Source organism: Synechococcus sp. A15-127 (assembly GCF_014280215.1).
Classification (GTDB): domain Bacteria; phylum Cyanobacteriota; class Cyanobacteriia; order PCC-6307; family Cyanobiaceae; genus Parasynechococcus.
The window spans coordinates 662,175-681,951 of the sequence record NZ_CP047948.1 but is presented as its reverse complement, the minus strand read 5'-3'; the positions used below and the strand labels follow the sequence as shown (position 1 = coordinate 681,951).

Here is a 19,777-nt window from a genome sequence, read left to right as displayed (position 1 = left end):
CAAGTCAGGATGTCGCCCTTCGGACGCCCCGTTTACCGGAACGCCCCCTCCAGCACTCAAAGAACCGGTTCCTGAGCAGCTTTTGAACGCTGTTCAAGTTCCAAGAGGTTTTGCCTGTTCCGACACGCCATGGCGCGTGTTCCGGCCCAGCAGTCCGCAGCACCTTTTCCGCCTTCTGTTCATCGCTATGAGCCCTTCCGCCACCAAGACAGCTCAACCGGACATCGTTCTGTTGGCCAATGCCAATGGAGAGCTGAAGGAGGTGACATCCGCCAGCAAGGCGGAGACGAAAAAAGCACCCGCGAAAGCACGGACCAGCCGGTCAAAATCCAGTAGCAAGGATCTGAGCGCCGCCGCCGATGAGCTGCTGGCGGCAGCCGATCAGGCCACGACCGACAAGGCCGCCAAGACGTCAACCTCCGTGAAGAAGGCAGCCTCCAAGACTGCGACAAAGAAACCAGCGGCCACGAAAGCTGCGGCAGCCAAAGCGAAGCCGGCCCGGAGTTCGGTCGCCAAGAGCAAAACCGGCGCCAAAGCCAGCGCAGCAACAGCCAAAGCCAAGGACGCCGCCTCGAAAGAAGCGGTAGCCACAGTTTCTCCCGAGGAGAAAGCGAAGGCCGCTGCTGCGGAAAAGGAGGCCAAAGCCAAGGCCCTCGCCAGCATCAAGATCGGCCCGAAGGGGGTCTACACCGAAGACTCCATCCGGGTTTACCTGCAGGAGATCGGCCGGATCCGTCTGCTGCGGCCGGACGAGGAGATTGAACTGGCGCGCAAGATTGCCGACTTGCTCCATCTCGAGGAGTTGGCAGCACAGTTCGAAAGCGACAACGGCAAGCATCCCGACACCAAGGAATGGGCTGCTCTGGTTGAAATGCCCTTGATCCGCTTCCGACGCCGGCTGATGCTGGGGCGTCGGGCCAAGGAAAAGATGGTGCAGTCGAACCTGCGCCTGGTGGTGTCGATCGCCAAGAAGTACATGAACAGAGGCCTGAGCTTCCAGGATCTGATTCAGGAAGGCAGCCTCGGCCTGATCCGTGCGGCTGAGAAGTTCGATCACGAGAAGGGCTACAAGTTCTCCACATACGCCACCTGGTGGATCCGACAGGCGATCACCCGCGCCATCGCGGACCAGAGCCGCACCATCCGTCTTCCCGTTCACCTTTACGAGACGATTTCCCGGATCAAGAAAACCACCAAGGTGCTGTCCCAGGAATTCGGTCGCAAACCGACAGAAGAGGAGATCGCCGAATCGATGGAGATGACCATCGAGAAGCTGCGTTTCATCGCCAAGAGCGCTCAGCTGCCGATTTCCCTGGAAACACCGATCGGAAAGGAGGAGGATTCCCGCCTCGGCGATTTCATTGAAGCCGACATCGAGAATCCAGAGCAGGACGTGGCCAAGAATCTTCTTCGCGAAGATCTCGAAGGTGTGCTCGCCACCCTCAGCCCAAGAGAGCGTGATGTGCTGCGTCTGCGCTACGGCCTGGATGACGGCCGCATGAAGACCCTGGAGGAGATCGGACAGATCTTCGATGTGACCCGCGAACGGATCCGTCAGATCGAGGCAAAAGCCCTCAGAAAGCTGCGCCACCCCAACCGCAACGGCGTTCTCAAGGAATACATCAAGTGAAACGATCCGATTGACACGGATTCGTTGCCACAAAAAAAGACCGCCATTTGGCGGTCTTTTTTTGTGGCTGACTGAAGTGGTAAGCCATCAGACGAGACTCACTCGTCGGTGGTCTCCTCTTCATCGGTACCACCAACGGGGATCAGACGGATCTGCTTGCGACCCAGTTTGATCTCAAACTCATCTCCGGGATTGAGCTCGAGCATGGCCGTGTAGGCCTTGCCAATCAGAAGGTTGCCATTGCCTTGAACAGTGGCGATGTAGGAGAGCTTGCGTCCACCCTTGCCGATACCAGCGGAACCACCGCCCAGGTCAATTCCCTTGGCATTGAGCAGAGCCTCGTAAAACGCCGTGAAATTCACGCGGTCGGAGCCGTCCTTTTTCTTGGAGACATAACCACAGGCCGTGGCCAGGTCAGTCTTGGACACATCACCAAGTTCCTTGACCTTGGTGAGAAGATCAGCGCCGGTCAACATGAGAAACAAGCGGGAATAACACAACCATACATCACATCTGGTACCTGTCCAGAGGATCAACCACCAGATATGGCGTGATACCAACTGATCGAAAACGCTGCGACTCCAACTCTCGAGCTCGCAGATCAACCCTGATCAACTTCATTCTGCAGCCTGACAACAAATCGTGCCAGCTGGGTTGTGGACAGTACAGCGCAGCGTTGCGTCACCAACGCATTCGATCTGATTTGGGGAGCAGGATCTGATCGCCATGGCAATCAGAACGTGCACCACTACCAACTGAACTGGAACTTCGCCTCCCAGGAAGACAGCTGGGCCGCCGGAGTCGCCTTCGCCGATTACATCCGAAGCGGTAGTCCTGCCGACCGTTTCGACGGATTTGAGGTGAAATATCGCGTCTGTGATCCTCAAGGCGGCTGGGGCACGGCGAACGTGTGCGCAGACCACATCAGCAAAGTCTGGCAACACACCGCTCCCTAGATCAAGCATTTCAAGGTTCAGATCGAAATCAACCCTGTGATGAGCGATGACGAATTCGTCGCCAAAAAGGAAGCCGACTACGCAGCAGCAGGCTGAAAAGCACGTAAGTACATCTTCCCTTCCATTCAGCAGGGCAACCCCTTATAAGGGTTGAGAGGGAATTGAGACGCCCTCCTCACACGGAAGAGATCACGCCCCGGCGAGACGTCGGGGTTTTTTTTGAGGCTCCAATCAGACTGTGAAACGCTTGGCTCAGACAGGCTCCTGCTGGTCTGCGTCGAAACTCTCTGTGAACTCCTGAAACGCCCGTTTCAGGCGCTCGACAGGGGTTTCTTCCAGCGGACATTCCTGATCGGTCATCTCTGCATAGATCTGGACGAGCCGGGAATCAGGCTCCAGCACAGACGCCAGGGCTGTCTTGAACAGAACGACATTGCGTTGAGGCGTCAGCCCCTCAAGAAACGCTTCAAGTCGCCAGGGCAACGACTGTCCTGGATCCGCAAGGCAGACCCGTCGTGGCCTGATCAATTGGTAAGCGGGATCTCCATCACGATCGGTGGTGTTGCGAAGACGCGCTATGAGCAGATCGCCACTTGTGAGCAGCAACAAGCGGATACTTCCTTCCGACATCAGGCTGAGATGGGTCTCCGAATCCGCTTCATCAATCAGTTTTTGATTCAGGGAAGCCGATTGACGTACTCCGCTCACCACTGGTCCCGGCATGACCGAATGTGCTTTGGGGAATGTTACGCAGTTTTCAGATCCCTTCGTCGCCACCTGATGGGTCGCCCCACCTTCACATTCGGGAAAGTCGTGACCCTGCCTGCGTAGTCTGACGGGCTGATTCGCCCTGTCCATGGCCCTCACCGAACTGCGCATCGCCTCCCGACGCAGCCAGCTGGCCATGGTGCAGACCAACTGGGTGAAGGCCGAACTTGAGAAGGCCCATCCCCAGCTCACCGTCAGCGTCGAAGCGATGGCGACCCAGGGAGACAAGATCCTGGACGTCGCCCTGGCCAAGATCGGTGACAAGGGTCTGTTCACCAAGGAGCTGGAGGCCCAGATGCTTGTGGGGCGTGCTGACATCGCGGTCCATTCCCTCAAGGACCTCCCCACGAATCTTCCGGAAGGCCTGATGCTCGGTTGCATCACCGAGCGGGAGGACCCCGCCGATGCCTTGGTGGTGAACGCCAAAAATGCCGATCACACCCTCGAGACCCTTCCGGAAGGGGCCGTCGTCGGCACCAGTTCTCTGCGGCGCCTGGCCCAGCTGCGCCATCACTACCCACACCTGGAATTCAAAGACGTCCGCGGCAATGTGATCACCCGTCTCGAGAAGCTGGACAGCGGTGGATACGACTGCCTGATCCTGGCCGCTGCAGGACTGGGTCGCCTTGGTTTCGCCGACCGCATTCATCAACTCATTCCTGGAGACATCTCTCTTCATGCCGTCGGCCAGGGAGCTCTCGGCATCGAATGCGTGGAAGGCCAGCCGGAAGTTCTGGAGATCATCAAGGTGCTGGAGCATGCCCCCACATCCCAGCGATGCCTTGCGGAACGAGCTTTCCTGCGGGAACTGGAGGGGGGCTGTCAGGTGCCCATCGGAGTCAACACCAGGTTCGAAGGCGATCAGCTCGTCCTGACCGGCATGGTGGCCAGCCTGGATGGACTGCGTCTGATTCGGGATCAGGCCAGCGGGCCTGCCGCTGATCCTGAGCCGATCGGCCTGGCCCTCGCCAACACTCTCAAGCAGCAGGGAGCCGGTGAGATTCTTCAGGAGATCTTTGAAGCCGTGCGGCCGGAAGCCTGATCAGTTTCTGATCTCCACGGTCGTCCCGACATCAACGACCTCAAACAGCTGACGCACGTGGTCGTTGAGCATGCGAACACAGCCCAGGCTGACCGCAGCACGGGTCCTGACCCAGTGAGGCCAAGGGGTGCCATGGATTCCAAACTCTCCCCGGCCGTTGCGATGGAACGCCAGATAACGATCCCCGATCGGGCTGGACGGACCCACCAACTCACGACGCTGTCCATTTTTGTGCGTCACATAAACCGGATTGACTTTTTTGTTGAGGATGGCGAATTCACCCAGTGGGGTGGGCGTCGAGGGATCACCGATGGCCACCGGCCAGGGGCCGAGCCTGCGGGCTCCGCTGACCACACGGATTTCACGCCGGCTGAGATCGAGAACAACCCGGGATGAGGAGGACGATCGGCGCATGGCCAGCTCAGCTGCGGCCGCGGAGACAGGGAGCGCTGCGATGGACGCCAGAGCGACCCCGGAGAGAAGCAGAGGGAGACGCATCCGCAGGACTCATGAGTCTTACTGGTCTCAAGTTATGCATCTCTGGCGAGGTAGCCAGCCATTTCTTGAGCGGCACGGCAACTCTTAAGGGTCTCTTCGTCTCAATCTGAGACAGTGCTGGGCGTCCGATGCTCTTTGCAGAAAGCTGTACCCTTCCCAGGTCCGTTCCGGCAGAGGACGTCCGCCCTGGCCCACGCAGAGTCAGCTCTCCCGAACCAGGCCGCGCAGCCGACACTGCCGAGCCTGCTGAGCGGCGAGGACCGCCAACGCGAAACCAAAGCGATCTGTTTTCCGTTCGATGGCATCTGCCGAAGCAGGCGCCTGTTTCTCAAGGCAGCCTGGACCCTTCGTCGCCAGGGCATCATCCTGATCTCCGAGGTGCTGAACCCGGACCAGCTCGAACGCTTTCAAGGCCAGATCAATCAGCTGCTCGACGCCATCACCAACCACGAGACATCGGGTCTGGATGACATCGCCTATCTGAATCTGCCGGATCAGCGGGTGCTCAAGGGATACAACACATTCGTGGATGCCGATCGCGCGGTGATCAATCACCGCATCAAGCGTGCCGACGGACGCAGCGGCAGCGACGCCGGCATGATCGATATCTTTCATCCCGAGCGGTTGTCGGACGAGATCAAGGATCTGGTGGCCATGAGCCTCCAGGAACCGATCATCCGCCGCCTGGTGATGACCTCAAGTCTCACACCCCTGCACGTGAAGTGCCGCAACCTCTACATCAACCGCGGCGTCCAGGACACCCGAAGCTTTCACTGCGATGGACGTTCCCTCAAGTACAAGTCCTTTCTCTTCCTGACCGAGGTCAACAGCCTTGCTGAAGGCCCCTATTGCTATGTGAAGAGGTCCCACAGGGATCGAAGCAGCTGGAAGCGGAGCCGTCGTTTCAACCTGGAGAATGAAATCGGGCTGTACGAATACAGCCAACTCGGAGGCTGCGAAGCCCTGCCGATGTTTGCAAAAGCCGGCGATATGGTGATCTCCTCTCAGAGAGGAGCCCATCGCGGGCTGCCTCAGCAACCCGATGCAGAACGTGCCGTTCTGGTAAACATGTATCAGAGATGAGGGGCGGGGACAGCCCCGCCCTCGCTCCTCCGGATCAATCGACCAGTTTCGGTGCGATCTCCTGCAGGTAGCGGGCTTCGCAGGACTTGATGATCTCAACGGCTTTCTCGGTTCCGAAGAATCCGTTCACTGTGCACGTGCCGGGCTTCTTCAGATCCTTGTAGTGCTCCCAGTAGTAGGTGGTCTCCTTCTTCCAGTGCTCACCGAGATCCTCGAAGCTTTTGATGTGGTCCATCCGCTTGTCATCGGCCAGGACGGCAATCACCTTGTCATCGACTTCGCCGCCGTCATCAAAGGTCATCACCCCGATGATGCGGGCTTCAACGATCGAACCAGGGACAAGGGGCTCCGTGACACTGACGATCTCGATGTCGAGCGGGTCACCGTCCTCGTCCCAGGTGCGGGGTATGCAGCCGTAGGCAAAGGGGTAAGCCAGTGAGGAGTAGCCGACGCGATCCAGCTTCAGATGCCCGGTCTCTGTGATCAGCTCGTATTTGTTGATCGTGTTGGAGTTGAGCTCCACGATCGTGTTAAGGCGGAGCTCGGATTCGTCAGCGAAGGCCGGCAGCACGTGCAGCAGGTTGGGCATGCTGCGGCTGGGAGCCTGATCGAGGTTGGCCATGAACGGCGGTCAACAGCGCCGGGATCCTACGGGGGACCGCCGGCAAGCCCCTGGACGATCAGAACAGGGCAGTCGCCCCCCTGTCTGCCAGGGTGCTCAGCTTGCCCTCGAGATAACGAAGGAAGGGAGCGCTGCTCAGGGGTGCACCACTGACCTGCTCCACCAGATCCTCAGCATTGACGGCTCTGCCGACGAGATGAACATGCTGACGCAGCCAACTCAGAAGAGGGCGCACATCACCACGGGCCACATGATCCTCCGGCGCTCCGATCTCAGCGGTCATCGCCTCGCCCAGCTGGGCACTGATCAGGTGACCCAGGAGGTAGGAGGGGAAGTAACCGAACAGCCCTTCACTCCAGTGGACATCCTGTAGACAACCTTCAGCGTCATTGGCGGGAGTGACACCAAGCAGCTCGGTGTAACGGCGGTTCCATTCAGCCGGCAGGTCAGCCACCTCCAGACCCTGCTCAAGAAGAGCGATCTCAAGATCGGTTCTGATCAGGATGTGCAAGCCGTAGCTGAGTTCATCCGCTTCCACCCGATTCAGCCCGGGAGCGAGTGGATTCATCGAGCGCCAGAGATCTTCACCACAGGTCAGAGGCGCTCCCACGTCGGCGAAACGCGTCCACCACCGTTCCGCGAAGGATCGACTGCGAGCGACCCGGTTTTCCCAGAACAGGGACTGGCTTTCGTGCACAGCCATGGATGTCGCCTGGCCGAGAGGCCAGGAGAACCATTGATGACTCTGATTCGGAAGACCCTGCTCATACAGCGAGTGTCCCCATTCATGAGCCGTTGCCAGAAAACACGAAAGCGGTTGACCGCTCACCACCCGGGTGGTGATGCGGTAGTCGGATGGGCCGAGGGTGATCGAGAACGGATGGGGAGAACGGGCCAGACAGGTGATCGAGGGATCTCGTCCCCACTCCTGCAGCAATTCCTCGCAGAGCCGCTGCTGAGCTTGCTCCGGCAGGTCCCAGCCAGCGGTGGACGGGCGCTGCTCCCGATCCAGACTGTCGATCAGTGACGGGAGTCGCTCCCGCAGAGGTGCAAACAGCTGCTGCAGCCGGTCAAGGCTCAGATCGGGCTCAAAGGGTTGTGCCAGCGTTTCCCAGCAGGAACGAGCCTCCGCCAGCTGACGCGCCTGCTCCTGACGCAGATCGATCAGGGTTTGAAGCGCTCCACTGAACAAGCTGAAGTCCGAGCGCTGGCGTGCCACCTGCCAACGGGCGTAACCATCTGCCTTCGCTGTGGCCAGGGAGGCCACGAGGGAAGGATCCAGCGCTTGCTGCCGTCTCAGATCCTCTTCGAGAAGATCGAGATTCCGGCCATGCCCGCCACTGCCGTGGACATCGTCGGAACCGGGCCATTCCGAGCGCGCATCGGCCAGCAGATCTGCATAAGCCTCTGAGCTCTGAAGGGCATGCAGCTCGCTGGCCAGAAGCGTGAGCTGCTCACCGCGCCAGGTTGCCCCCCCCCTCGGCATGCGGGTGTTCTGATCCCAGTAGAGCGCCGACTGGATCGATCCGAGCAGCTGGGTTTTTCTGAGATGGTCACCCAGGCGCTGCCAGGCCGTTGACGCCACGGGAGATCCACAACTGTTTCGACCCTAACCAGCCTGATCGACTCCCAAGGGCTGACAGCGATCTGCACACAGCACCTCCAGACTCTGACGCCCAGTGACCTGCAGACGCCGTGCAGCCCAGACGCGATAGGCCCAATCCGCCAGGGTCCCGATCAACGGCCAGCGAGTGGGGGCATAGATCCAGCCCAGGCCGATCAGCCGATAGGCCTCGCGGAACACCGCCACATCCCGAAGGATGGTTCCATCGCCCGTGATCGCATGGATGCGGCCCATGGCCTCGCGATAACTGACTCCTTGATGAAGGTCCGGGTCGTAATCCGACGCATCGATGTCGACGAAAGCCATGCGTCCATCGCGGTCACGACGACGCAGAAAGTGAACCTCGCGAAGACAGAGAGGACAGCCGCCATCGAAGAGAAGTGTGAGATCCGCTGGCGTGGATGCGGACATGGACGGGGTGCAGAGCTGCAACAGCCTGCAGCAGGCAGGCGCTTGATCGCGAGCAGCGCCACGCTGAACAGATCATGTCCATTCCGTCATGACGTCTGGAATCACTCCCCTGAGCCATCAGGCACTGCAAACGCTGGACTTCAGCACCAACGGTCGTGGCTTTTCCCGGATCGATCCGGCCCTGAGCCGCTGGATCGCCACCAGTGGCATCGCCCGAGGGGTGCTGAACCTCACCTGCCTGCACACGAGTGCCAGTCTCACCATCAACGAGAACGCTGACCCCCGGGTTCTCAAGGACCTCGCCGCCTGGATGGACGACATGGTTCCGGAGTCCAGGGCTTACCTCCACGACGATGAAGGGCCGGACGACATGCCAGCGCACATCCGGACAGCTCTCACCTGTCAGGCCCTCAGTCTCAGCGTGGAGAACGGACGGTTGCTGCTCGGCACCTGGCAGGCGGTCTACCTCTGGGAGCACCGCCGAGCTCCCCATCAGCGCCGCATTGCCTGCCACCTCATCGGCACCCTGAAACCTGAAGTGCAGCAGCCTTCCCGCTCCAGCGACACGACCTCACTGCTGGCCCGTCGCAACAGCACGCGGCTCAACGAAGCGATCCAGGCCCGACATGACCCGGAGGCCTGGGCCGGCGACGGTGGCGTCAACACGGAGGTGGATCTGCTGGTGGACCGACTGCACGACCTGGCAGGAGAATGAACTCACCAGGAATCCCCTCTCGGCATGCCGACCCTGCTCACGCCTGAACAACGCCAGCAGCTTCAACAGGAGCGTCCCGCCTGGGAGGTGGGCGACACCGCCATGCGCCGCAGCATTGTGTTCAGCGACTTTGTGGAAGCCTTCGGTTTCATCACCCGCGTGGCACTGCTGGCCGAATCCCGTCAGCACCACCCCGACTGGAGCAACGTTTACAACCGAGTGAAGATCGAACTCTCCACCCACGATCTGGGGGGCCTGAGCACGATGGACGCCGAGCTTTCGGCAGCCATCGACGCTCTGCTGCCAGCATGAGCTCAACAGGGCAGATCTCATGACTGCAGCATCAGCCCCGGTTGGGGTCCCGGTGACGATTCTCACGGGCTTCCTCGGTGCCGGAAAAACCACTCTGCTCAACCACATTCTCAGCAATCAGCAGGGCGTGAAGACCGCTGTGCTGGTGAATGAATTCGGTGAGATCGGCATCGATAACGAACTCATCGTCTCCACAGGAGAGGAGCTGGTGGAGTTGAGCAACGGCTGCATCTGCTGCTCGATCAACGACGAGTTGATGCAGACGGTGGAGCGGGTGCTTGAACGTCCAGAGGCCTTGGACTACATCGTTGTGGAGACAACTGGTCTGGCCGATCCTCTGCCGGTGGCGATGACCTTCCTCGGCAGCGAGTTGCGCGACCAGACGCGACTGGACTCGATCATCACGCTGATCGATGCGGAGAACTTCGACCAGAGCGTTCTCGATACCCAGGTCGGGCGGGCCCAGGTGGTCTACGGGGACATCCTGATGCTGAACAAGTGTGACCTCGTGGGGGAGGAGCGGTTGCAGACCGTTGAACAGCAGCTCCGGGAGGTGAAGAACGATGCCCGCATCCTGCGGTCCACCCAGGGAGACGTGCCACTGCCTCTGCTGCTCAGCGTCGGTCTGTTCGAGTCGGACAAGGTTTCGACGCAAGACGAGCATCACGACCACAGCCACGAGCATCACGACCACAGCCACGAGCATCACGACCACAGCCACGACCATCACGACCACAGCCACGACCATCACGACCACAGCCACGACCATCACGACCACGCCCACAGCCACTCGGATCACCTCGCCGTCGACGGTTTCACGTCGCTGTCGTTCCAGAGTGATGGGCCTTTCGCCCTGCGAAGGTTCCAGAACTTTCTGGACAATCAGCTGCCAGCTGAGGTGTTCCGCGCCAAGGGCATTCTCTGGTTCAACGAAAGCGAACGACGTCACGTGTTCCATCTCGCAGGAAAGCGCTTTTCGATTGACGACACCGACTGGACCGGCGAACGCAAGAACCAGCTTGTGCTGATCGGACGCGACATCGATCACGACACCCTGCGGCAACAGCTCCAGGCCTGCGTGGATGAGGAAGCCGCCGGTAACCCCTCCGCCGGATCGAGCGGAAACGGGCTGAACTGACTAATGTGGCGTGATGGAGAACACCCCCATGGCAGAGCCCATCACCCTGGTTGCCCTTCTGCTGGTGACAAGTCTTCTGCTCTGGCTGCTGGCCGATTCCGACGATGACAACAGCGGTGGTGGCCTGCGTGAACCTGTTCTGATTCCGATCCCGGTTCGCGACCAGCGTCGCTGATTCTTCAAAGCAATCATCACGATTCACCTCACCACCCTTCCCTCGCCTTCGGCGAGGGATTTTTTTGTCGAACAACAGCTGAACGGAGAGACCGCAGAGCGGGGCATCGCTATTGCGTTACGTTCGCAAAGAGCAATGCCGCGAATGCATTTCATTCTCAATAAGTGCCGCTTTTGCAAAGTGGCGGCACAGGCCTCTCTGGCCGTGTCCATCGGGATCCTGCTGATCGCCTGCGACAGCAAGAACCGCTGGTTCGGTTTCACGCGCCGGCTGCGGGCCCCGATGTTCAATGCCGAGAAGGTGAAGGCCAACGAAGTGAGCCGCTATGAAGACCTGGCAGCTCCAGCTCTCAAGGGCAGGCTCTCCCTGCGAAACCGTCGCAGCGTCTACCACCAGTCGCTGGTGGCATTCATGCTGGACACCGCCGGGGAGCAGGAGATGACGCAATGGATTCAGGGAATGATGGCCAACGTGGCTCAGCCGGTGTTCAGCAGTGACACGCCCATGGTCGGGGCCGTCGCTCAGGGCGACTACGGCGTCGCTCTGGCCAACAGCTACTACCTCGGCCGCATGCAGGCTGGTGACAAGGGCGACGCTGACTTGGCCCTTTCCAGCAAGGTGTCGGCGCAGCGGCTCGGTGAGCTGAATGCCAAAGCCGTCGAGCTGATGGCTGCCAACCGCTGGCAATGAGTCGTCGGCTGCTGGGACTCACGGCTGCCGGGCTTGCTCTGCTGGCGATCTGGCCCGTGCTGACCCTCATCGTGGAGGGACTGCAGGGAATCCGCGACGGTCTCGGCAGCCTTGGCCCGGATGGTGGCCTCCAGATCCGCGGCACGCTGAGCTTGCTGCTGGGCAGTGCCATCGCCGGAACCTTGATCGGCACCGCCAACGGCTGGCTGCTGATCAACTGCCGATTTCCCGGCCGTCGCTGGCTGCGCATCGCCCAGCTGATCCCCCTGGCCACCCCGGCCTATCTGCTGTCAGCGACGCTGGTGGATCTGGGCAGCCGCCAGGGCTGGCGCATCCACGGCCTGGCCTGGGGCATCGCCGTCATGGCTCTGTCCACGTATCCCTACGTGTTTCTGCTGAGCACAGAAAGTTTCGCGATGAGCGGCAGACGGCAGCTGGAGGCCTGCCGCAGCCTCGGGATCGGTCCATGGGCCGCCTTTCGGCGGGTCGCGCTACCGATCGCGCTTCCGGCGATCGGAGCCGGTGTTGCCCTGATGGGCATGGAGATCGTCAACGAGCTGGGAGCTGTTCAACTCCTCGGCATCCCCAGCCTGTCGGCCGGCATCCTGGAGGCCTGGCAGGCCGAAAGTGATCCAACCGGTGCCATCACCCTGGCCCTGATCACCCTGGTGATCGTGCTGACTCTGGTGGTGTGCGAACGGCGGCTTCGGCGTCGCAGCCGCCGCTGGAGTGACGGTGTGGCCGGAGGGGATGCCACAGCCTGGACATTGCAGGGGCCTCGGGCACTCGTGGCCCAGCTGCTGAGTCTGATTCCGCCTTTGCTGAGCCTGGGGACTCCGCTGATCTGGGCCGCCACGAATCTGGAACAGCTGGCAGGCAACCTGGAGGCCGACCTCTGGCAGCTCAGTCTCCGCAGCCTGTTGCTGGCGCTGGCCGCCGCCGTCCTGGCTGTGGTCACGGCCCTGCTGTTGGCGATCGCCAAGCGCTGGAGTGAAGCCCGCTGGCTGCAGAGCCTCACCTTCCTGGCCGGCATGGGCTACGCCGTGCCCGGCACCGTGCTGGCACTGGCTCTGCTGCTCACCGGCGGCCCCTGGCAGCTGGCCCCGCTGGTCCTGCTGCTCTGGGGCTACAGCGACCGTTTCCTAGCCGTGGCCAAAGGCGGCCTGGATGCCGCCCTGGAACGCATCAGCCCCAGTCTCGATGAAGCGGCCACCGGGATGGGGTTCAACTGGCAGCAGGTGCTGCGTCGGGTGCATCTGCCGCTCCTGCGGGGTCCCCTGACGGTGGGACTGCTGCTGGTGTTCGTGGACACCGTGAAGGAGCTGCCGCTGACCTTCGCTCTGCGGCCCTTTGATTTCGACACGCTCTCCGTGCGTGTCTATCAGTACGCCAGTGACGAGCGGTTGGCGGAAGCGCTGCTGCCGGCACTGATGATCCTGGTGCTGGGGCTGGTGGCATCGATGGCCCTGGTGCCCAGCCTCGATCAGACCTCCAGCAAAGGCTGACCGCTGAGGCGGCGGATCGCCACGACGCCCGGACGGGGGGGCCGGCCCGGAGCCTGAGCCGGCCAGTTGGACCCCAGCGGCACTGTGCGCAGTTGCTGGAAAACGCCACCATCACGATCCTGCAGCTCGTGGGCCTGAACCTCCTCATCCACCTGAGCCCGGCTGCCGTTCACCTCACCGGGATGCTGAACCGCCAGAAACAGCGACGACTCGGCCTGATCGAGGCACACCCCCGTCACCTCGCACTCCATCGGTCCCGTGGCAAAGCAGGCCGCCTGTTCCTCCTGGCTGCCCTTGCGGGGAACGAACCAGCAGCTGTTGTTGCCGAACACATCACCCGCTGACGACTTCATCGAACGGTCGGTGACGATCCAGAGGTTTCCCTTGCTGTCGAGCGCGACATTGTCGGGATTGGTGAAACCGAGACCGCCGGCCCAGGGGGTTCCACCGGTCACAGCCATGCGCCAGGTGAAGCGGTTCTGGCCGGACTCACTCAGGCGCATCACCCATCCGTTGGGCCAGCTGCTCTGTCCGTCGGGTCCCTGGAACACGGCAGGGTCAGCCCCCCCTGTCGATCCGGGGGATCCGGAGGTGAAAGCGATCAGCAGATCTCCACTGATCGGATCGATCTTGGTGTCCTCCGGACGGGCCGTGGGGGTCGCCCCGATCGCACTGGCCGCCAGGTGGGCATCCACCAGAATCGCCCCCTGCAGCGCCTCTCCCTCACCCCGGTACAGATCCGACAGGGTGGCGAAACGGCGGCAGTAGTCCTCGACAGCCGCATCCTCCCGGAAGAGTTCCGCTCCCGCCTGACTGCGATCGCTGTGGGGCAGCTCCACAGGACAGCCGAGATCCGCATCGCTGAAACGGCTGGGACGGAAAGGATTCACCTCGGCCTCCGGTGTCACCGCCAGCCATTCACCACTGCCATCGGCACGGAAGCGCGCCACATGAAGCTCGCCGGCCTCGAACAACCGTGAATTCCTCTTGTCCTGGACCGTTTCGACACGGTCAGTGCTGACGAAGCGATAGAGATGCCCGCCGCGGCGATCACAGCCCGAATACACCTGCAGCGGCTTGCCGGCTTCAGCCCGAACCGCCACGGCTTCGTGGCGGAAGCGGCCGAGGGCCGTGTGCTTCACCGCTGCCCGGCCAGCCGAGGTCGGATCCACCTCCACCATCCAGCCATACTTGTTGCCCGCTAGTCCGTAGACATTGCCCAGCCCACCCAGTTTTCCTTTCCGGCAGACCAAGGGACGCTGTGATGGTGCGGCCGCACTGCCATCGGCATAAACCGGTTCCGGCACCTGGGATTGAAAATTCTCCTCAGCACTGAGCACCGTTCCCCAGGGGGTGATGCCTCCGCCGCAGTTGGCGAAGGTGCCGACGATCCTGTCGCCCAGGCCATCGTCGTAGCCCTGCCGTTTGCTGGCCGTGAACACCGCGGTAGCTGGACCGGTGCTGAGCAGCTGCTGCTTGGGGTCCTCAAGACCACTGATCCCCGTGATACGGCGATCCTGGGCGCCCTGCGCCCGTTGCCACTGACCCTGACCATCCCGCTGCAGGGTCATCACCCCGATCCCGAGATCGGTCATCGCTTCATCCGCGACCGCACGGATCTGCTGCAGACGTCGGTCGCCGGCCGGCAGTTCACCGCAATCGATGACGCCATCGCTGGGCTGCAGAACAGACACGAGGTCAGCGAAGGGCAGAGGCTTACCCACCACCTCCTCGAAGCCCTGCACCCAGGGCACGGCGCTGATGTATTCGAAGTTCACCGTCATCGATGCCCGGTCCGGACCGTGCTGGACAAAGCCGAGGTGATCGTTGTTGAACCCGAAGCGGCTGTCGCCGAGTGGATCGCCCCATGCCGCCAGCAGCTGGGACCGAAATCCCTCCGGGACCGTCAGCCGGTCCTCCACCGCCAGCTCCCGGTAGGTGGCCCGCTGATCCAAGGCGTTGAGCCCATCACTGTCCACCGGCAAGGGCACCCGCACCGGATGAAACGGAAATCCTTTGGCCGCACTGCTGTTGCCCCCTTGCACCATGCAGCCCGACAGTCCCTTGGCGGTCAACACACCGGCTCCGCCGAGGCCGAGCAGGGAGAGCACGGAACGACGGCGCATCGGTCAAGCCTCAATCGGTGCAAGCAGCGTTGCGGCGGGGAGTCAGCACCGCAATCCAGCTTGACTGAAGCGGATTGAAGTTGTCATCACTGGCCAACACCAGCGTCTGTCGTCCATCCGACAGCGTGGGGCCCACCGCCATGGATTCCCAGTTGTCTGGAGGCAGGCCAGCCTCCAGCAGGTTCCAGCCGATGATCGGCTTCAACGGAGGACCCTGCGGATCGGGAAAGGCGAACAGCTGAAGCCAGGCCGACCATTGATCCGGCATCTCAAACCCCCGCCGCAGTCCCAGCAACTGCTGCCGAAGTGGCAGGGCGAGCAGTTCCGTCAGTCCGTCATGGCGGCCGTAGGCACCCGAATCAAGCGCCCCTGCGGAGCGAATCGCGTCACCGGAACGGCGGCGCATCAGGCTGATTCCATCTCCGGGTTGGTGCTGCAGCAAAGGCGCCTCCGCCGCCAGCAGAAGATCCCCGGGGCCGAGGGCCGTCAGTGATTCCGGGCCTTTGTTGGAGCCAAGGCCCTGCCCAGTGGTGGGCCGCCAGGCCTTCGGCATCGGCAGCTCCTGCTGCAGCCGGCCGCTGCCGAGGTCAATTTGGATCAACCGGGGCGGACGTTCCAAGGAACGGCGCCCCTCACTGGCGATCCAGGCCTGCCGGCCCTGGACCACCAGCCCCTCTCCATCGAAGTCCTCGGTCAGAGGCTGGCCATCGCCTCCCTTCAGCAGCACTCTGCGGCCGGGTCGCAGCGGGTCCCGGTGGCCCTGGAGCACCTGAGCGAGTCCACCCCAGGGCACCAGATACCCGATGGGTGCATCGCTGAGCAACCAGAGGCGATCCTGCTTCCGCTGGTAGGCCGCCGCTGAGAACCCACCCAGGGGCCGACCATCAGCCAGGGTCCTGGGCAGCTCGATCGTCCGCACCAGCTCCCAGCCGGCCTGCAGCGGACAGGGGAGCGGCAGCGGAGGCGCGGCATCCATGGCGATGATCAGGGATGGGCCTTCAAACGTCGCAGCATGGCGCTGTCGGCGGCAACCGACAGCGCTGCGACGACATCCGCCAGTGTGGAGATCACCCGGTAGCTGAGCACGGCGGCCAGGAGTGGAGCTTCCGGCACGGTGCTGCCGAGACGCAGCAGCAGCGTGGCTTCGAACACGCCAAGTCCTCCAGGTGCCCCAGGCACCACCAGACCCACGGCATAGGCCAGAGCGAAGGCCGCAAGCCAGACAGGCAGGGAGGGTTGCTGCATTTGAAATGCTTGAACGCAGCAGAGAAAACCGGCGAACCGGGTGAGCACGAATCCCAGCTGAGCAGCCAGCGGCGCCCAGGGGTAGTCGCCGCGCCCGCTTCCTGATGCATGCTCGGCAAGGTCTCCACCGGCAGAGCTCTGCAGTTGCTCCGCCTTGCGACGTTCCAGTCTCTGCAGCAGCGGCTCCCGCCAGCGCGGCAGCATCAGCAGGGCCGGCAGCGGCGCCAGCAGCAGCAGACCTCCCTGCCAGCCCCCGAGAGACAGAAGCAGCAGCGACGCCACCACGATGAGCAGCGGATCCAGGATCACCGTCGCCAGGGCGGGGCCCGCCCCGATGGAGCCGCGCAGCACCCGGACCCGCTCCAGCAGATGCCAGATGCCACCTGGCAGGTACTTGAGAAGGTTGCTGCGGACGAACAGCGGAACCAGAGCGACATCATCCGGCGGATGACCGAGCCAGGCCACCAGCACGCACCAGGCCAGACCGTTGAACAGGATGCTGGCCCAGGTCAGGCCCATTCCGAGCAGCAACCAAGCCCAACCCCGGCCATCAAGGCTCTGGTCCATCAGCTGTCCGGACTGCTGATGCAGCGCCACAGCCATGAACCCAAGGCTGGCCAGGGTGATCCAGAGACTGGGCTTGCGAAGCCAGCTCATGTCCAGGACCAGGGCTGATCACTGCTGAACGCCCAGCCAGCGTGGGAGGCCCTCAGGGCGGCGATGGTCTGTCCGCTGTCCTGACTGAGCCGCTGCAGATCATCTACCTCCGGCTTGACCGTGCAACTGCCGTCCGGACGTCGGACCTGCTTGGCCCGGAGCGCTCCCCAGGGCGTATGAAGGATGCCGTTTCGCCGGGGCAGCAGCCAGCGCCCCTGATCCCGTTCCCGCAGACCGATCGTGGGGCTGCTGCCGAACCAGATCTCACGCAGGGCGGCAGCCCGATCCGGAAGCACCAGAGCCGTGACTGACTGACCGGTGCGCCCCTTCTTCATCTGGAGCGGCGTCGAGGCCGCATCGACGGCACCTCCCCGCTGCAGCGCCGCCAGCAGCAGAGCCAGGTCCTCCGGTGTCGCATCATCGATCCAGGCTTCCTGCACCACCAGCGGCTGCCATCGCGGGACAGGATCAGAGCCATCGGTTCCAGAGGATGCAGGCTCCTGCTCAGGGATCTGGGGCTTCAGCTGGATGAGCCGCAGCAGGTTGGGACGATCCAGTTCACGATGGCCGAGACCGATGCCGATCTCCCCTGGTGTGAGCCGCTGCGGGGGCGAGAAGTGATCCACCAGCACCGACAGCAGCGCCAGACCGGTGGGTGTGGTGAGCTCTCCGGCCGGCAGATCACCGTCATGACGCAGCGGGATCTGCCGGCGCCGGGCCAGCTCCAGCACCGCCGGCACAGGAACAGGCAGCTGCCCATGGGCTGACTTCACGCTGCCGTGTCCTGCAGGAGGTGCCGTGCAGGTGACACGCAGGGGCGCCAGATGCTCCATAGCGGCACAGACCCCCACCACGTCCACCAGCGCATCCATGGCACCCACTTCATGGAAGTGCACCGATTCGGGGCTGGTGCCATGCACTGCGGCCTCCGCCTCCGCCAGAGCCTCGAACACCGCCAACACGCGTTGCTGCAGAGCGGGAGTCAGCGGTGCTGCCTCGATCCGCTGACGGATGTCCGCCCACTGACGATGGGGGGGCTCCGGCTCGAGAGCCTTCACCGTGATGCGGAGACCCCGCAGGCCGGAACTGCAACTCTCCTCGCTCCGGAGCTGGTAGAGACCGGCGAGGCCCAGATCGGCCAGAGCCGTCTCGATCACCGCCTCAGGAACGCCAAGATCGAGCAAGGCCGCCAGCAACATGTCCCCGGCCACCCCTGTCGGACAGTCGATGTGAAGAGGACGACCATGGAAGGGCGGGGGGCCGTTCATCGTCCGAGCCTCGGAGCCTCCGCCAGAAGCGTTCCGACGCGATCCTCGAGCTGGGAACGGTCCTGGCGCAGCTGCTGCTCGATTTCCCGGCGGGCTCGACGCTGCTCCCGCTGCGCCGTCGCGACGTCGTGCCCCGAGAGCCCCCAGAGGCGGCCCAGCAGGGCCCTGTCATCAGCACCACCACGAGCCGAGCCGTAGATCACGGTCTCAGCGGCGATGCCGGCCTGAAGAACCCTGCTCCAGCGTCGTAGATCCTCCAGCGGCATCCGCACACTCTCCGGAACGGTGAACTCCGTGGCTCCACTGCTGCGCAGCCCCGCGCGCAGACACGCCAGGGTTCCCACCATCACCCGCTGTACCGGAAGCTCCTCCGCTTCGGCGATGAGCAGATGACCCGCCTCATGAACGGCGATGCGGCGCAGACGCCCCTCACCACCGGGCATCGCTTCAGCAAGGAGATGACCACCCATCCCCTGCCAGCTGGCGGCATCGACACTGAGAGCCACCAGACCTCCTCCGACCACCACGACAATCCAGGCCGGGGAGATTCCCATCACCGGGCCGAAGGCACCGAGCCCCGTGATGGCTGCGACGACGATGGCGGCCCTGAGGGTGCCCGTGGATCCCTGGCCCTCCGCCATCAGCCGCGGGCCCGGGTGCTCCGGGGTGACGCCGCACCGCGCCGCCCCCCCTGGCCGCGCCCCCCCTTGGTCTTGCCACCCCGCGTGGGCATCGGTGCGATCACCTCATGACGCTCGAGATGCAGCTCCTGCCCCTGCCGGCGGATATCCAGACTGACGAAATGACGCAGATGCTCCAGGGGGAGTTCTCCCTTCATCTGAAGTTTGAAGGGAAGCGGGCGGGTTCCATCCGCACGGGGTTGCTGACGCACCTTCACCACAAGCTCACCCGTTTCGGGTTTAGTGAAGATCAGTTCACCTCGGATTGAGAAGTAGTCATCCCCTTCCGGCAGGGTGTCATCGGCATCACTCTGATCCGGGTCGAGGGTGCTGGGTTCCCAGATCCCGGCGATCTGCAGGTGCAGTTGATCGTTCTCCCTGCAGCGTGGGTAGACCACCCAGAGATGGGACTGATCCATGGCCAGATGCCGACGCATCAGAGTCAGCACCCGTCCGAGCACCACTGTCTCCAGTTCGACGCCGTTGCTGTCGAGCAAGGCTCCTCGCGTCAGTTGCTCGGGCTCTTTCGGGGTGTAAGTCCCGCGGACCAAACCGATCGCCCGGTACTGCAGCGGTTCGGTGACCGGGGGAATCGGGTGGTTGCGCATGAAATTGATTGGGGCGGCGGCAAA

22 protein-coding genes are annotated in these 19,777 nt (G+C 62.7%); 10 read left to right on the top strand and 12 right to left on the bottom strand.

What is annotated here, in order from left to right:
- The first annotated feature begins 187 nt into the window (after nucleotides 1-187).
- Nucleotides 188-1,630 (top strand): RNA polymerase sigma factor RpoD, encoded by a 1,443-nt coding sequence (rpoD, locus tag SynA15127_RS03500; RefSeq protein WP_186485018.1) that lies wholly within the window; start codon nucleotides 188-190, stop codon nucleotides 1,628-1,630.
- A gap of 98 nt (nucleotides 1,631-1,728) precedes the next feature.
- Here rpoD and SynA15127_RS03495 read toward each other — a convergent pair whose 3' ends face one another.
- On the bottom strand, nucleotides 1,729-2,106 hold the full coding sequence (locus tag SynA15127_RS03495) for an AbrB family transcriptional regulator (RefSeq protein WP_043695592.1): 378 nt from the start codon (nucleotides 2,104-2,106) through the stop codon (nucleotides 1,729-1,731).
- Nucleotides 2,107-2,370: 264 nt separating this feature from the next.
- Here SynA15127_RS03495 and SynA15127_RS03490 point away from each other — a divergent pair, with 264 nt between their 5' ends.
- A complete protein-coding gene (locus tag SynA15127_RS03490) occupies nucleotides 2,371-2,586 on the top strand; it encodes a DUF3303 domain-containing protein (RefSeq protein WP_255475561.1) in 216 nt (71 codons plus the stop codon).
- A gap of 252 nt (nucleotides 2,587-2,838) precedes the next feature.
- Here the strand turns inward: SynA15127_RS03490 and SynA15127_RS03485 are convergent, their stop codons facing one another.
- The gene (locus SynA15127_RS03485) at nucleotides 2,839-3,216 is read right to left on the bottom strand and encodes a DUF6561 domain-containing protein (RefSeq protein WP_370594013.1); all 378 of its coding nucleotides are present in this window, start codon (nucleotides 3,214-3,216) and stop codon (nucleotides 2,839-2,841) included.
- A 226-nt stretch (nucleotides 3,217-3,442) separates the two neighbouring features.
- Between SynA15127_RS03485 and hemC the strand changes: the two genes are divergently transcribed.
- Nucleotides 3,443-4,396, top strand: coding sequence for a hydroxymethylbilane synthase (gene hemC / locus SynA15127_RS03480; RefSeq protein ID WP_186485016.1), 954 nt, complete (start codon nucleotides 3,443-3,445; stop codon nucleotides 4,394-4,396).
- On the opposite strand, the gene SynA15127_RS03475 is transcribed toward hemC, so the two are convergent.
- On the bottom strand, nucleotides 4,397-4,894 hold the full coding sequence (locus SynA15127_RS03475; RefSeq protein WP_255475560.1) for a L,D-transpeptidase: 498 nt from the start codon (nucleotides 4,892-4,894) through the stop codon (nucleotides 4,397-4,399).
- Between the two features lie 135 nt (nucleotides 4,895-5,029).
- On the opposite strand from SynA15127_RS03475, the gene SynA15127_RS03470 reads away from it, so the two are divergent.
- Nucleotides 5,030-5,977 carry a phytanoyl-CoA dioxygenase family protein gene (locus SynA15127_RS03470; RefSeq protein ID WP_255475559.1) on the top strand — a complete coding sequence of 316 codons (948 nt, stop codon included), beginning with the start codon at nucleotides 5,030-5,032 and terminating at the stop codon, nucleotides 5,975-5,977.
- Between the two features lie 34 nt (nucleotides 5,978-6,011).
- Here SynA15127_RS03470 and SynA15127_RS03465 read toward each other — a convergent pair whose 3' ends face one another.
- From SynA15127_RS03465 to SynA15127_RS03455, 3 genes are read right to left on the bottom strand one after another with little or no spacing between them, the layout of a single operon-like run.
- Nucleotides 6,012-6,599 carry an inorganic diphosphatase gene (locus SynA15127_RS03465; protein ID WP_186485015.1) on the bottom strand — a complete coding sequence of 196 codons (588 nt, stop codon included), beginning with the start codon at nucleotides 6,597-6,599 and terminating at the stop codon, nucleotides 6,012-6,014.
- A gap of 58 nt (nucleotides 6,600-6,657) precedes the next feature.
- Entirely contained in the window at nucleotides 6,658-8,184 is a 1,527-nt protein-coding gene (locus SynA15127_RS03460) for a carboxypeptidase M32 (RefSeq protein ID WP_186485014.1), read from the bottom strand.
- Between the two features lie 24 nt (nucleotides 8,185-8,208).
- On the bottom strand, nucleotides 8,209-8,634 hold the full coding sequence (locus tag SynA15127_RS03455) for a thiol-disulfide oxidoreductase DCC family protein (protein WP_186485013.1): 426 nt from the start codon (nucleotides 8,632-8,634) through the stop codon (nucleotides 8,209-8,211).
- 88 nt (nucleotides 8,635-8,722) lie between these two features.
- On the opposite strand from SynA15127_RS03455, the gene SynA15127_RS03450 reads away from it, so the two are divergent.
- The 6 genes from SynA15127_RS03450 (at nucleotide 8,723) to SynA15127_RS03425 (ending at nucleotide 13,169) form a co-directional block, all read left to right on the top strand.
- Entirely contained in the window at nucleotides 8,723-9,349 is a 627-nt protein-coding gene (locus tag SynA15127_RS03450) for a secondary thiamine-phosphate synthase enzyme YjbQ (protein WP_186485012.1), read from the top strand.
- Between the two features lie 24 nt (nucleotides 9,350-9,373).
- On the top strand, nucleotides 9,374-9,661 hold the full coding sequence (locus tag SynA15127_RS03445; protein ID WP_186485011.1) for a 4a-hydroxytetrahydrobiopterin dehydratase: 288 nt from the start codon (nucleotides 9,374-9,376) through the stop codon (nucleotides 9,659-9,661).
- A gap of 19 nt (nucleotides 9,662-9,680) precedes the next feature.
- Complete coding sequence (locus SynA15127_RS03440; RefSeq protein WP_186485010.1) at nucleotides 9,681-10,799, top strand: GTP-binding protein; 1,119 nt, start codon at nucleotides 9,681-9,683, stop codon at nucleotides 10,797-10,799.
- 13 nt (nucleotides 10,800-10,812) lie between these two features.
- Nucleotides 10,813-10,974 (top strand): hypothetical protein, encoded by a 162-nt coding sequence (locus SynA15127_RS03435; RefSeq protein ID WP_173402151.1) that lies wholly within the window; start codon nucleotides 10,813-10,815, stop codon nucleotides 10,972-10,974.
- A gap of 180 nt (nucleotides 10,975-11,154) precedes the next feature.
- Nucleotides 11,155-11,664 carry an ABC transporter substrate-binding protein gene (locus tag SynA15127_RS03430; RefSeq protein ID WP_255475558.1) on the top strand — a complete coding sequence of 170 codons (510 nt, stop codon included), beginning with the start codon at nucleotides 11,155-11,157 and terminating at the stop codon, nucleotides 11,662-11,664.
- On the top strand, nucleotides 11,661-13,169 hold the full coding sequence (locus tag SynA15127_RS03425) for an iron ABC transporter permease (protein ID WP_186485008.1): 1,509 nt from the start codon (nucleotides 11,661-11,663) through the stop codon (nucleotides 13,167-13,169). The genes SynA15127_RS03430 and SynA15127_RS03425 overlap by 4 nt, the downstream gene beginning before the upstream one ends.
- Here the strand turns inward: SynA15127_RS03425 and SynA15127_RS03420 are convergent.
- From SynA15127_RS03420 to SynA15127_RS03395, 6 genes are read right to left on the bottom strand one after another with little or no spacing between them, the layout of a single operon-like run.
- Nucleotides 13,148-15,295, bottom strand: a complete 2,148-nt coding sequence (locus tag SynA15127_RS03420) for a PhoX family phosphatase (RefSeq protein WP_186485007.1) — start codon at nucleotides 15,293-15,295, stop codon at nucleotides 13,148-13,150. The genes SynA15127_RS03425 and SynA15127_RS03420 overlap by 22 nt on opposite strands.
- 10 nt (nucleotides 15,296-15,305) lie before the next feature.
- A complete protein-coding gene (locus SynA15127_RS03415) occupies nucleotides 15,306-16,271 on the bottom strand; it encodes an esterase-like activity of phytase family protein (RefSeq protein WP_186485006.1) in 966 nt (321 codons plus the stop codon).
- An 8-nt stretch (nucleotides 16,272-16,279) separates the two neighbouring features.
- A complete protein-coding gene (locus tag SynA15127_RS03410) occupies nucleotides 16,280-17,197 on the bottom strand; it encodes a lysylphosphatidylglycerol synthase domain-containing protein (protein ID WP_186485005.1) in 918 nt (305 codons plus the stop codon).
- Nucleotides 17,194-18,465: a nickel pincer cofactor biosynthesis protein LarC gene (gene larC, locus SynA15127_RS03405; RefSeq protein WP_186485004.1), complete on the bottom strand. Its 1,272-nt coding sequence runs from the start codon at nucleotides 18,463-18,465 to the stop codon at nucleotides 17,194-17,196. The genes SynA15127_RS03410 and larC overlap by 4 nt, the downstream gene beginning before the upstream one ends.
- Nucleotides 18,462-19,106: a hypothetical protein gene (locus SynA15127_RS03400; protein ID WP_043695544.1), complete on the bottom strand. Its 645-nt coding sequence runs from the start codon at nucleotides 19,104-19,106 to the stop codon at nucleotides 18,462-18,464. The genes larC and SynA15127_RS03400 overlap by 4 nt, the downstream gene beginning before the upstream one ends.
- Complete coding sequence (locus SynA15127_RS03395; RefSeq protein WP_186485003.1) at nucleotides 19,106-19,753, bottom strand: hypothetical protein; 648 nt, start codon at nucleotides 19,751-19,753, stop codon at nucleotides 19,106-19,108. The genes SynA15127_RS03400 and SynA15127_RS03395 overlap by 1 nt, the downstream gene beginning before the upstream one ends.
- Between the last annotated feature and the right edge of the window lie 24 nt (nucleotides 19,754-19,777).